The organism is Streptomyces sp. NBC_00028, assembly GCF_045041065.1.
GTDB lineage: Bacteria > Actinomycetota > Actinomycetes > Streptomycetales > Streptomycetaceae > Streptomyces.
Genome location: NZ_CP108293.1, coordinates 4,356,231 through 4,368,654 on the forward strand (window position 1 = coordinate 4,356,231; position 12,424 = coordinate 4,368,654).

Below are 12,424 nucleotides of genomic sequence, written 5' to 3' on the forward strand. Positions count from 1 at the left end.
GGCCGACGTCAGGCCGCGTACGCCCCGATCAGTACGCCCAGGAAGGCCCCCATGATCAGGAACGGGCCGAACGCGATCGCCGTCTTCCGGCCCGCCTTGCGTACGACGATCAGCGCACCGCCGTACAGCGCCCCCAGCAGGAACCCGGCGAAGGTGCCGAGCATGACCGTCGGCCACCCGTACCAGCCCAGCACCGCGCCCACCCCGAGTGCCAGCTTCACATCGCCGAAGCCCATGCCGGCCGGGTTGATGAGGAAGAGGACGAAGTAACCGCCGCCGAGGGCGAGGGCGCCGAGGGCGGCGTGCGGCCAGTCGCCGGTGTGCTCGGGGACGAAGGACATCGCGCCGAGCAGGACGAGCGCGGCGGCGGCGAAGGGGAGGGTGAGCGGGTCGGGGAGGCGCTGCACCTTCAGGTCCACGACCGCCAGCAGCACGCCGACCGGTGCGAGCAGCAACCAGACGCCGATCTCCGGGCGGGTGCCGGTGGCGGCGGCGAGGGCGGCGCAGACGAGGGCGGTGACCAGGGAGAGAAGGGCGGCGGGGGGACCGTAGGGCTGAGGGCAGAGGGCGCATCGGCCGCGGCCGAGCCACCCCCGTACCGGATGACCTTCGGGGCACGCCTGCCGCCACGGCTCCCCCGCGGGGGCCGAGAAACGGTAGGCGGCTCGCGGCAGCAGCGCGCCGGCCGCCGCGCCCCACAGCGCGGCGGCCGCCACGAGGAGCCAGGTGCTCATCCCACGGCCGCGACGCCGTCGCGCCACGTCGGCAGGAGCTCGTCGAGCAGCGCCTCCGTGCGCGGCGGCAGGCCGCGGGCGCCGCTGCGGGAGATGAGGTCGGCGGCGAGGGCCTGGAGGCGCGCGGTGTCGCCGGTGGCATGGGTGGCGCGGAGCAGTTCGTGCCAGAGGCGCTCGTCGCCGGGGGCGGAGTTCAGGGCCGCGTTCAGCGCCTCGATGGCCTTCTCCGCGCGGTCCTTCACCAGGTGGAACTCGGAGAGCGCGAGGCCGATGTCGGCGACGAGCAGCGGAAGTTGGGCGTCGATGATCTCGTGGGTGAGCCAGCGGTAGCGGCCCTCGGGCCGGTCGGCGAGGAGCGGCCCGCGCACGAGGACGAGCGCGTCGGTGAGCAGCCGGCCGCGCACGACACGGCTGTCGACGCCACGGCCCTGCGTGGCCTCGTGGTAGAGGGAGCGCAGCACGTCGAGGTCGGAGACGACGGACTTGGCGAGGGTGAGCCGCCCGGTGGAGTCGGTCTTCAGACGGGGCGCCCCGTCGGGGTCGGTGCCGAGCCAGGCGCGCAGCCGCTCCAGCAGGGCCTCGCGGACGTCGTCCGTGACGCCGCGCGGCCACAGCGCCGAGGACAGCACGCGCGGGTGGACGCCCTCGCGGTGCAGGAGCAGCAGGGCGAGCGCCTCGTGGAGGAGGGCGCTCCGGTCACCGTCGGGGGTGTCGAGGCCGATGATCTCGTACGGCCCGACGAGCCGCGCGTAGACGGCCGGCCGGCCCTGCTCGCTGATGTCGACGAGGAACGGCGGCGCGGTGGCCGGTCCCTGCGGTTCGCGCTCCGGGTCGGACTCGACGAACAGCTCGACGACCGCGCGCTGCAACGGCACGGGCAGCAGTTGGGCGTCGAGTTCGAGGCCGAGCAGCGGGGCGAGCAGCTTGCCCTCGCCGGTGACCTCCATCTCCCAGGCGGCGCCGGGCAGATCGCCGCTGTCGGTGCCGACGAGGTAGCCGATGCCGAGGCGGCTGGCGTCGGCGGCCAGTTCGGCGAGCTTCATCGCGTCGTCGGCGGAGGGCTCGGCGGCGAGGAGGACGAGGTGCGGGGCCCAACGGGTGTGCTGGGCGGCCCCGGTACGCCCGGTGAGCACGGAGTCGTGCCCTGCGGCGCCGAGCGCCCCCCGCCGCTGCCGCGTCTCGGCCTCCATGGTCTCGACGAGGTCGTCGATGCCGTCGATGTGCCGGAGCCGGTTGGGAGCGAGCGGCGTGAGGTCCTCGCCGAAGCCGACGAGGGTGATGGTCATCCGGTCCGACCAGCCGTTGGTGGCGAGTTCGGCGGCGACGGAGGCGAAGACGGCGGCACGGTCCGCCTCGCTGCCGGAGAGGGACACGATGCCGGGCACGGACTCCAGGTTCAGCAGCAGCCGGGAGTCGTCCATGGTGCCGAGGCTGACCAGGCCGGGGTACGGGGCGGCGGCGTCGGTGTCCTCGTACCGCTCGGCGTCGCTGCGCGCGAGCATCCAGAACGTCTGGTCCTGCCCGAGCTGCCAGGGGGCGGGCGGGTTGCCGGACGGCTGGGCGAGCTGGAGATGAAGGTCACCGTTGCCGCCGAGCCAGGCCGCGTACGCGGTGGGCAGCGGGCGGGACTCGGCACCGAGGGACGCGGCGAGGCCGCGCAGGGAGCGGTCGAGCAGCCGTACGCCTTCGGGGTCGGCGCCCACGAGGAGCGCGTCCTGCGCGTCGGCGGCGTCCCCGGTCGGCGTGGGCGGCTCCATGCCGCGCCGCCCGCCGACGGCACCGAACGCCGACTGCCACAGGGCCTGACGGCGACGCCGGCCGAGGGCGCCGAGGAGGCCGGCGGCGAGGAGGGGGGCGCCGATGAGGGCCGTGGGGAGACCGAAGGACGTTTCCTGGGAAGCGGCCGTCGCCTCCGGCTGGTGGCTGGGCTGCTGGTGGCTGGGCTGCTGCTGGTGGCCGGGTTGCTGGTCGGGGGCGGGGCGCTGTTCGGGGAGGGAGACCTGGGAGGCGCCGCCTTGTTGGCCTCCGCCTTGAGCGTGGTCGCCGCCCTGTTCCCCGGTCTTGCCGTAGTCATGGACCTGCTGCTGGCCTGGAGAGGCGGGCGCCTCGGGCATCTCGACGAGGTCGCCGCCACGCGCGTCGCCCGGCATCTCCATGATCCAGCCGGGGCGGATGAGGCTGGCCTCGGACAGCTTGGAGCCGTCGGGCTGCACGCGGTCCTTGTTGAGCTCGAAGATCTCCTTGTACCGGCGGCCGTCGCCGAGGTGGCGTTCGGCGATCTCCCAGAGCGAGTCGTGGTGCCGGCCCTCCGGCGGCTGGATCCGGTAGTACTTCGTGTCGTCGGACTTGGCGGTGCTGCCGCCTTGCGCGTCCGCGTGGGAGGCGGCCTGGGAGGCCTGCTCGGCGAGGGCGGCGGCGGTGCTGGCCGCCTGCTCCTGCTGCTGGGCGAAGAGTCCGGGGGTCTGCTGGGCGGCGGCGACGGTACCGCGCGGGTTCTCCTCGAAGCCGTTCCCCAACTGGGACAGCCCCGGCGTGAGGCTGGCCGCCGTGGCGCCGACCAGCAGCAGTGCGGCGACGAGCTGCCGGGCGAGGATCTGACTGGGCCCGGCGCCGGGCACGCGCCCGGGTACTCCGATTCCCGAGACGGCGGCCTTTATCTCCACCAGCACACAGGCGGTGAACTGCGCCCAGGCGAGCCACACGATGACCGTGAGGATGTGGAGGAAGGTGCCGGTGGTGATCGGCTGTTGCAGCCACTCCACCTTCGGCATCCCGCTCGGCAACGGCCACCCGACCGTCACGGCGAGCGCCCCGGGCACCCCGACCACCAGCACGGCGAGCGCGACGAACGCGAAGAACGCCTTGACGAAGTCCCCGAATGTCCGCCGCCGGATCCGCACGGGCTGCGGGGTGCGGTTGCGGGGAGCCGGGGTCGCGGAGGCGGTCGTGTTTCCCGTCGAGCTTGACGAGCTTGAGCTGCGGCGTCGCGGCATGGCGGGTGTCCTGGGTCGTGTGAGGAGAGGGTGGATTGGAGGGAGTACGAGAGTGCACTGAGCGTACAGAGATCTTATGTACGGCGTCGAAGAGCGGGCAGACCCTGTGGACAACCTCCCCCCGCTCCCCCCGCTCACTTCCTCACGACCTGCCGGACAGGACGGAGTTGCCCCGTTTTCGACCGTGAGCCATATGCACTGTTCGCAACTGCCACGCCACACCCTCACGTCCCCCACACAACCCGGTGCTACCTCTCAAAGAGGCGTTACTCGCCCCTGGTAGCTTCGTTAACTGCCGCACACACAGTCGACATCAGGGGGAACTTCCGTGGCCCGCCGCGCTCTGACCACCACCGCCGCCGCGTTCGCCACGACGGCAGCTCTGCTACTGACCGCCTGCGGCGGAAGCGACGACTCCTCCCCCGACGACATCAAGGGGGCGGACACGGCGTCGAGCAGCCCGTCGGCTTCGGCGTCGCCTGATGCGGGACGCCCGAAGATCACCATCCCCGGCAGCTTCCAGCTCACCTTCGAAAACTGGTCGAGCGGCGACCCCGTCGAGCAAGCGGTGCTCGACGACGCCAAGGAGGAGGTCCGGGCCGGATACGCGGCGATCATCGCGAACGACCCTGACAGCGAGGCCGTCGCCTTCTACGACACGGAGGGCGTCGTCGGGCAGACCAGGGAGTGGATCAAGTCCTACACGGACAAGAACCTCACCCTCATCGGCAAGCTGCCCGCCTTCGCGCCCAAGGTCAGCGTCGCCAAGACCGGCAGAGGCGCGTCACTCAGCTACTGCACGGACGAGAGCGCGGCGCAGACCAGAAACCTCAAGACCGGCAAGGTCGAGGGGAATCCGGCGGGCACGGACCCCTATGTCTTCTACTCGGTCTCCCTGGCCAAGAACGCGCAGGGCGTCTGGCAGAACGCGTCCGTCCACTCCGAGCGAGGCGGGTGCTCCAAGTGAGCCCGCGGTACCGAGTGGCACCTTTGGTCGCCGGATCGCTCGCCGTAGCTCTGCTGGGGTCGACGCCCGCCGAGGCTATCGGGGAGGCCGGCACCGACACGCGAGGCCAGGCAGACGGCACCGAACTGGCCGCCTCCGCCTCGTACTCCAGGATCAAGGTCACCCAGGAGAGCGGTCCGACCGGCGGAAAGCAGGGCACCCTGTCGTCGACGGACGTGAACTGGGAGCCCCCGCCTTGCTGGTACGAACCCCTCTTCACGCCAGAGCAGTTGAAGAACTTCGCGGAGACCGACGGCAGCGGCCAGGTCAGCATCCGGCAGGGGTGGATCGGATCGAGTCTGTGGACCGATCATTTCAAGGACGAGAAGGACGCCGTCAACTACTTCGGCACCCCGGCAACCGTAGAGGGCTACAAGAACTACAACATCGGTAAGAAGGGCTACTTCTGGCACGGGGTCGCCCCGGACATCGCCAGCATCGACGACACGTCACTCTGCAATCGACTCATGTTCTGGCAGAACGCCGGTGAGATCCCGGACGACCCGAACGCTCCCACGGCGGAGACCCTCGCCGACTACGCCTACGACAAGGTGAAGATCCCGGCGACGGAGATCGAGCTGAAGCCGACCACCAAGTCGACCGTCAACCTTCCAACTTGGGTCTGGCTGGACAAGGGCACGTTCCAGGAGGTCAAGGTCCGCGCCGAGCTCCCCAACACGGGCCTGTGGGCAGAGACGACGGCCAAGCCGGTCGCGCTGCACCTGAACCCCGGCACGGAGGACGCGCAGACCTTCCCCGCCTCCGGCGACTGCGAGATCAACGCGGACGGCTCGATCGGCACCCCGTACTCCACGGGCGACGCCGACAAGACCCCGCCCTGCGGCATCCGCTACCTGAAGGCCACGAACGGCAAGCCGTACCACCTCGCCGCAGGCGATCAACCGCTGACGCGCGGCCGCATCACGACCGCCGCCCCTCAGGCCGGGTCGTCCGCGGCGCCGACGAACAGATCCTGCGCGTCGCACGCGTGGACGGCCCGCTGGGCCCACACCTCGAGCTGATCCGGATCGGTGCACGCTTCAACCCGCGCACGAGCAGCGTCCGGCACCGAGACCCCCCGTCTGCCGGGCCTCCACATCGACCAGGCAGGATTCGACGAACTGCGCGAGCCGAGCCTGTTCAATGCCATTCGTCGGGATTCAGAGCCGCACCGACGAATCCGTCCCCCTTGGTCACCGTCAGATCCTGCTGCTCCACCCGGCGGGCGATCATGTCTGGATCGAACTCACGGAACTCGAAAATGAAATGTTCAGCAATGGCTGGGCGACCCCGGGAGAATCCATCCAGATCGACCGCAGAGTTCGCTCGATCGGCTCCTTGGCAGAGGACCGAGACGAACAGTGGGAAGTGTTCCGCCGCCAGCAGCCCGTCCGCTTCGTCGATGACCGCAGCGATCCCCACACCACCGGTCGCCGCGCCGCACAGGTCGTCCAGACAATCCACCATCGCGTCCCAGTTTCTGCCGAAATAGCCGGGGAACTGCAGGGTTTCCGCGAACGCCCCGTAGATACCCTGCTCAGTCGCCAGATCGCGGGAGTCGAAGCGGTGGACACGCCCCCCCTTGGCTTCCAGAACCGACAGCTGCCGAAGAACCTCGACATCACCCTGGGGAACGAAGAGGACCCAGGGCTCCGAAGTCCCCGCGATGTCGAAACCAGTCATTTCTGCATCACCCTGTGAATTCACCGACGTAGTAGAAAGTTCCATAGTGATCCGGCGTGTAATACGCAGGACCGGGGCCGTCCTTCGGAGTCAGCAGACGTTCAGGCCCTCTGATTTCCTTGCCACAGCCCGGCGCACTGCACTGCGGGAGGTCCACCTTTGCGTTGACATCCCATTCCTTGTACTTGCCGCCGGGCAGTTGAGACTTGTTGTTACCCCAATTCGCGTTGCCATGGTAACCGTCGACCTTCCCGATGCCGCCGGGCCGGGCATTGACCTTGTTCAGCATGTCCACGGCGTTCTGAGGTGCGGGTCCGGGGAGCAGGCCGGCGCCGTCGGGGCTGCCAGTGTCCCCGCCGTGCTGATGACACAAGGGCGCGAGCCCCAAGGGGTCCGACCACGTGTGCGGGTTGTGGACGTACGTGACGGGGTTGGGCGCTGGGAGCAGGCCGAGAGGGTCGGGGCCGGTGTAACGGGCTGTCTCCGGGTCGTAGTGCCGGTGATGGTTGTAGTGGAGACCGGTCTCCGCGTCGTGGTACTGACCGGGGAACCGCAGCGGGGTGTACGCGCGTGCGCCGCTGTTCCAGGCAGTGCTCCCCCACAATGTGGACCGGGTGTACCAGACGACTTCCCCGTCCGGCGCGACCAGTTCTGTGGGAGCGCCGACGAGATCGGTGACGATGGCGAAGAAGCGCTCGTCGATGGTTTCCTGCGGCGCGTCCGCCGCCCAGATGCGCTCGGCCTGACTCAGCGGGAAGAGACCGTCATGGTCCCAGGTGAGGGTCGTGTGACCGCCGGTTTCGCCGTGCTCGGTGGTCTGTTCGCAAAGGGTGTTCCCGTCCCAGGTGAAGACGGTGCGCTCCAGGACGGTCTCCCCGTCGGCGTCGAGCCTGAGTTTCGCGGTTCGTCGGCCGAGGGGATCGTAGGTGTAGCGCCAGCGGGTGCCGTCGGGTGTGGTGACGGCCGTGAGCCGGTCGTCGGCGTCCCACTCGTAGCGCCAGACATCGGGCTTCCGTGAGAGCCGCGTCTTCCGTCGTACGACCACCCGTCCCTGGGCGTCATGCTCGTAATGAACGCCGCCGGCCCTGGTCAGTCGCGTGCCCGTGTACTCGCGCCGTCCGACAGCCTCGTGGCCGGGGTGTTTCGCCGGCCAGTCGGCTTCGGTCTGGTTCCCCGCGGTGTCGTAGGCATAACGCTCACTCCAGCCGCCCGCGTGCACCGCCGTGACACGGCCGTGGGCGTCGAGATCGAAGCGCCGACTGCCGGTGCGTGAGTCCTGGATCGACGTGAGGTAGCCGTCGGCTCGATAGCTGTACGAGCGTTCAGCGGGTCGCTGATCCCCCGGCGCCGAACTCACCTGGTTGACCAGGCGATCGAGGCTGTCGTAGCCATGGGTGAGGGTGAAGGCGCCGTCTATTTGGCGGATGATCTCCCGATCCGCCGCGTCGTGCACGAAGTCGATGCTGTGCCCCGCCGTGGCCAGCCGGGCGGTGCGTCCTGCGGCGTCGTACTCCCACGTGCTGCGTGCACCCGAAGGTGTGGTGCGCAGCGTCCGGTTGCCGGCGCGGTCGTAGGCGAAGCTCATGGTCCGGCCGTCGACCGTCTCCGTAATACGGCGGCCAACCGGGTCGAGCTCCACACGCAGGCTGCTGTCAGGGCCGACGGCGCCGGTCAACGAGCCGTTCGCCGAGTACGTGTAAACGCTGGTAGCGCCATCGGCGTCCTTCGCGATGATCTGCCCCACCGCGTCGCGCTGGTAGCGAACCGTCTGCCCGAGGGCGTTCGTCCGGGCCAGGAGGCGGCCTGCGGCATCGTAGGCGTATCGGGTGGTGCGGCCGTCGAAGTCGGATTCGGTCAGGAGCTGACCGACCGCGTCGTAGGTGTAGTTCCACGCCAGTCCCTGCGGGTTGGTCACCGAGGTGAGGCGGAGAGCGGCGTCGTGGGTGAACGTGTAGCGCTCGCCCGCTGGACCGGTGCGGGCGCTGAGCCGATCGAAGTGGGTGTACTCGAAGGCGGTCTCCTGACCGGCGGCGTCCACGTGCCGGACGCAGTTGCCCTCACCGTCGTATTCCCACGTCTCGTACGATCCGTCGGGTGCGATGCGCCTGGTGGGCAGTCCCTCGACGGTCCGTTCGAAGCGGGTCTCATGGCCCATCGCATCGGTCACGGCGGTGACCAGGCCGAAGCCGTTGTACACGTAGCGCGTGGTGTTGCCGAGGCCGTCCGTGACGGTCAGCGGGAGTCCTGCGGCGTTGTTCGTGTACGTGGAGGTGCGGCCGGACGCGTCCCGGGCTTCGATCAGGCTGCCGTCCGTCCCGCGAGTGAAGCAGGTGGTCGCGCCCAAGGGGTCCGTGACGGCGATGGCGTTTCCACGGTCGTCGTAGGCGTACTGCCAGCGAGCACCGTCGGGCAGCGTCACGACGGTGAGCAGGTGCCGGTCGTCGTAGGCGGCGCGCACCACCGAACCGTCCGGCCGGACGACCTCGACCGGCTGGCCCACGTCGTTGTTCACGAAATCGGTGCGGTGGCCGAGTTGATCCGTTGCCGTGATGACGTGCTGATGCGCGTCGTACGTGTTGGTGACCGTACCGCCGAGCGCATCGATCTCGGCGACGACGAGGCACCGTTCGTCGACGACGAAGCGGGATACGGCGCCGTCCGGGGTGGTGAGGGTGGTGACCCGGCAGCCAGGCCAGGATGGTTCGGTCCCGTCGTAGGTGAGGGTGATCGCGATATGCCCTGCCTCGCCGCCTTCGGCGAGACAGCGGTCCTGGTCGTCGTAGGTGTAGTAATAACGCCGGTTGTTGGTGTCCTCCCACGACGCGACGCGCAGTCGCTCGTCATAGGTGAACCGCAGTGGCAGACCAGAGGAGTTGCTCACGGCAGTGAGGTTTCCGTCGGTATAGCCGTAGCGCTTGATGACGACATCCGTGCCGTCCTCGGCGGCTCCGGCCAGACTCAGGGCGGTGATCCGGCCGTCATCAGTCGTGAGCTTGAGGTGATAGCCGCCGGAGTGCCGGATCGCGAGGGGGGTGCCGCTCTCGTCGTACTCGAAGGTGACGGCGAGCTGGTTGCGGTCGTCGATGCGGGTCAGCAGCGCGATGCCGTCGGCGGTGGGGCGAGAGAAGTGATGGGCGCGGCCGGTGAGCGGGTCGTCGACGCGGTAACCGCCGTCGTCCAGGCGGGTCAGCGGCCGACGAGGGCCGCTTTCGGGCGAGACGGGCAGATGCGGGTGCGAGGGGTGCTGGTAGGCGAGGAGCAGTCCGTCCTCGGTGACGAAGACGATGCCGATGTCGTCGACTTCGAGACGCTGATCGACAGTTGAGGCCCAAGTGGGGCCGAACCACCAGCCGCAACGGTAGTCGGAGGCGACCCGGCGAGTGAAGGCCAGGGGAAGCAGGCCGGGCAGCTCGACGTCCGTCTGCGGCAGGTACATCGCCCCGGAAGCCATGTCCACGGGGTCGCTGCCCTTGGACTTCACCAGGTTCTTGGCCCGGTCGTAGGCGCCTTTGGCTCCATCGGTGACCATGGTGCGAGCGTTCTTACCCAGACCGCGCACAGCAAGGCCGGCGCCCTTCAGGCCGCCCTTGATTCCCTTCATCGCCGCCATGCCACCCTTGAGCCCCTTGGCGAGACCGCCGAGGGTGGTGAGGCCCTTCATGCCGGGTATGCAGTCCAGGGCTGCGAACCCGACGTCCCATAGGGAGGCTTGGCCCTTGGAGTATTTGTAGAGCGTGTCCGCGAGCACGACGAGCGCCGCGATCAGCACGATCGCACCGAGGATCGGACCGCCGATGATCATCGCGATGACACCGACGACGGCTACGACGATCTTGCAGACGGCGACGATGTTGTCCCAGTTGTCCGTGAACCAGTCCCCCACCTCCTCCCACCACGACCGGTTCTGAATACCCGCGTCGGACGCCTCGTCGATCTTCGTCTTCGCGGTGTGGGCCGCCTCCTCGCGCATCTTGCGCGCGTCGGCGGCCATCTTCTTCGCCGCGGCCAGCGCGTCCTGGGCGCTGTCGACGTCCGACTGGGCGCTGGTCTGCGCGGTCTTGGCGTGCTGGGCATCGCGCGTGGCGGCACGGACCTTGCCCTCATCCGGCTTGTCGCCGCCCGACTTGCTGCCGGTGGGGTCGTCCTTGTACTTGTCGGCTTCCTTGTTCGCCCGCGTCACCCACGAATCGGCTGAGGTGAGACGGGAGTTGGCGGAGGAGAGATCGTTCTGCGCCTCACGGCCCTTGGCGAGGGCCCGGTCGGCGAGGGCCTGGGCGCGCTCCAGCTTCGGCCAGAAGTCGGTCAGCGCGTCGCCGCACAACTCGTAGGACTTCTTCAGCTTCTTCAGGTTCTTCGGAACGTCCCCGAACTCGTCCTTGAAGACCTCCGCCGACTTGCCAGCCCACTCCAGCAGGGTGTCCTCACCCGCCATGCCATTGACCAGACGCAGGGCATCCGAGACGTCGTCGGCGAAATCGTGAAGTGTCTTGGCCAGCCGCTTGATCCGGTCCGGATCACCCGGCGTCGGATCCTTCTCCAGATCCAGGACATGCCAGTCCGTGGGCCGATGCCCCGCCATACCGCAACCCCCGTCACGCGTGCATCACTCTCAACAGCTATGTGCACCCGCGAACCTACAGGGAACGGTCGTTCGACGCGACAAACAGCATGTCATCAGGTACGGCGGCGTTCGCGCAGCGCCCGCCAGGCCTCACCGACCGCTTCCAACGGCCGCAGCCACCACCGCAGCAGCGTCTCCCTGACCGTCACGTACACCCACCGCCGCTTCAGCCATACCGGCAGATCCCTGAAGGGTACGAAGGACAGCGTGTCGTCGATCGCGTGGTCGGCAGCGCCCCCGAGGCCCTCGGCGCGCAGAGCCTCGTACAGCTCCGGAGTCAGGCGGCCGTCGAGACGGGCCAGGTGGGCGGTCGCCGTGAAGGGGAAGTCACGGCCCCGGCCGGGCGGCAGCAGCTCCAGGGCGCGGATGATCCGCGGGGACACCACTTCCGGCGGGCAGTTGAGGGCGAGGCCGATCACCGCGGCGCCCAGACTGTCGTCATTGCGGTCGAGCGCGGCGTCCACTTCGGCAGGGTCGTCCATGCCGAGGAGGCCTTCACCGGTTTCCCAGTTCCAGTCGGACGTCATGCCGATCCCTCCCTGTCCAATCCTTCTCCTGCCACCCACCCAGGCGGTCGAGGCCTTCGCGACCTTCGAGGCTGAGGCACGCGCTCTCCGAAGACGTCGTACGCCGCCCCACGTTCATCGGCCGCGCCACCGTCACCCGGTGAACCGGAACGTCGACGTGATCGCGTCGAAGATGTCGAAGAAGGAGTCCGCGAGGTCCAGGACCTGGCTGCTGCCGCCGACCAGGGCGACCTTGCCCTCCTGGCCGGGGACGGGGATGTACGTCTGCATGAGCACCGCGCGGATCGTGCGGTTGAGGGCGTCGCCGGGTACGACGATGTCCTCGATGCCGTAGGTGCGGGCCGCCGGGCCGACGCCGGGGATGTCGACCGTCGTCACCTTGCGCCAGGAGTCGCCCTCCTTCTTGGCTTCCTTGACGGCGAGTTGGCTCGCGATGACGGAGGGGTCGTTGGAGAGGGGCTCGCCGCGTTCGTTGCGGCCGCCGACCATCGAGACCGTCACCGAGCCCGTGATCGGGGTGTCGCCGCCGAAGTTCTCCGCCATGCAGCCGCAGTACAGGGCGCCCGACTTCCAGGCGTCGGCCGCGGCCTTGCGGAGGAAGTCGTTGTAGACGTCCTTGTACTGCGCCAGTTCCGGGCGCTGGGCGATCCGGTCGTTCACCATGCGGCGGATCGAGTCGTCCCGGGATTCAGGGCGTACGTCGAACTCCCACCACGACTCGGGGACCTTGATCTGGAAACCCCCGCGCTCGACCGTGAGCGCCTCCATGTAGCGGGCCATGACGTCGACCTTCCCCGTGGTTCTTACTTCTCCGTTTGCTCGATCGCTCGCTGCAACCGTTGCGTTGTACCGTGCACGTC

General features: G+C 69.1%; 8 protein-coding genes. 2 read left to right on the plus strand and 6 right to left on the minus strand.

Annotation, left to right across the window (positions count from 1 at the left end; genetic code table 11):
• Positions 1–8: 8 nt before the first annotated feature.
• Together OG885_RS19320 and OG885_RS19325 are read right to left on the minus strand one after the other, a co-directional pair.
• Complete coding sequence (locus OG885_RS19320; RefSeq protein ID WP_405733031.1) at positions 9–734, minus strand: prepilin peptidase; 726 nt, start codon at positions 732–734, stop codon at positions 9–11.
• Positions 731–3,727, minus strand: a complete 2,997-nt coding sequence (locus tag OG885_RS19325; protein WP_405733034.1) for a BTAD domain-containing putative transcriptional regulator — start codon at positions 3,725–3,727, stop codon at positions 731–733. Before OG885_RS19325 ends, OG885_RS19320 begins: the two co-directional genes overlap by 4 nt.
• A 328-nt stretch (positions 3,728–4,055) precedes the next feature.
• On the opposite strand from OG885_RS19325, the gene OG885_RS19330 reads away from it, so the two are divergent.
• Both OG885_RS19330 and OG885_RS19335 read left to right on the plus strand, forming a co-directional pair.
• Complete coding sequence (locus OG885_RS19330) at positions 4,056–4,694, plus strand: hypothetical protein (RefSeq protein WP_405733037.1); 639 nt, start codon at positions 4,056–4,058, stop codon at positions 4,692–4,694.
• Positions 4,695–4,708: 14 nt separating this feature from the next.
• Complete coding sequence (locus OG885_RS19335) at positions 4,709–5,755, plus strand: hypothetical protein (RefSeq protein ID WP_405733040.1); 1,047 nt, start codon at positions 4,709–4,711, stop codon at positions 5,753–5,755.
• Between the two features lie 118 nt (positions 5,756–5,873).
• Here the strand turns inward: OG885_RS19335 and OG885_RS19340 are convergent, their stop codons facing one another.
• The 4 genes from OG885_RS19340 to OG885_RS19355 all read right to left on the minus strand — a co-directional run bounded on the left by OG885_RS19340 (position 5,874) and on the right by OG885_RS19355 (position 12,344).
• Positions 5,874–6,416: a barstar family protein gene (locus tag OG885_RS19340; protein ID WP_405733043.1), complete on the minus strand. Its 543-nt coding sequence runs from the start codon at positions 6,414–6,416 to the stop codon at positions 5,874–5,876.
• 7 nt (positions 6,417–6,423) lie between these two features.
• The gene (locus OG885_RS19345; RefSeq protein ID WP_405733046.1) at positions 6,424–10,995 is read right to left on the minus strand and encodes an RHS repeat-associated core domain-containing protein; all 4,572 of its coding nucleotides are present in this window, start codon (positions 10,993–10,995) and stop codon (positions 6,424–6,426) included.
• 95 nt (positions 10,996–11,090) lie between these two features.
• Positions 11,091–11,564, minus strand: coding sequence for a hypothetical protein (locus tag OG885_RS19350; RefSeq protein ID WP_405733049.1), 474 nt, complete (start codon positions 11,562–11,564; stop codon positions 11,091–11,093).
• Positions 11,565–11,696: 132 nt separating this feature from the next.
• Positions 11,697–12,344, minus strand: coding sequence for a hypothetical protein (locus OG885_RS19355; RefSeq protein WP_405733051.1), 648 nt, complete (start codon positions 12,342–12,344; stop codon positions 11,697–11,699).
• Positions 12,345–12,424 lie beyond the last annotated feature (80 nt).

What these genes read in the sequence shown, in the direction of transcription:
- OG885_RS19345 (WP_405733046.1), bottom strand. Translation starts at nt 10,995, where the DNA reads ATGGCGGGGCATCGGCCCACGGACTGGCATGTCCTGGATCTGGAGAAG.
- OG885_RS19355 (WP_405733051.1), bottom strand. Translation starts at nt 12,344, where the DNA reads ATGGCCCGCTACATGGAGGCGCTCACGGTCGAGCGCGGGGGTTTCCAG.
- OG885_RS19320 (WP_405733031.1), bottom strand. Translation starts at nt 734, where the DNA reads ATGAGCACCTGGCTCCTCGTGGCGGCCGCCGCGCTGTGGGGCGCGGCG.
- OG885_RS19350 (WP_405733049.1), bottom strand. Translation starts at nt 11,564, where the DNA reads ATGACGTCCGACTGGAACTGGGAAACCGGTGAAGGCCTCCTCGGCATG.
- OG885_RS19340 (WP_405733043.1), bottom strand. Translation starts at nt 6,416, where the DNA reads ATGACTGGTTTCGACATCGCGGGGACTTCGGAGCCCTGGGTCCTCTTC.
- OG885_RS19325 (WP_405733034.1), bottom strand. Translation starts at nt 3,727, where the DNA reads ATGCCGCGACGCCGCAGCTCAAGCTCGTCAAGCTCGACGGGAAACACG.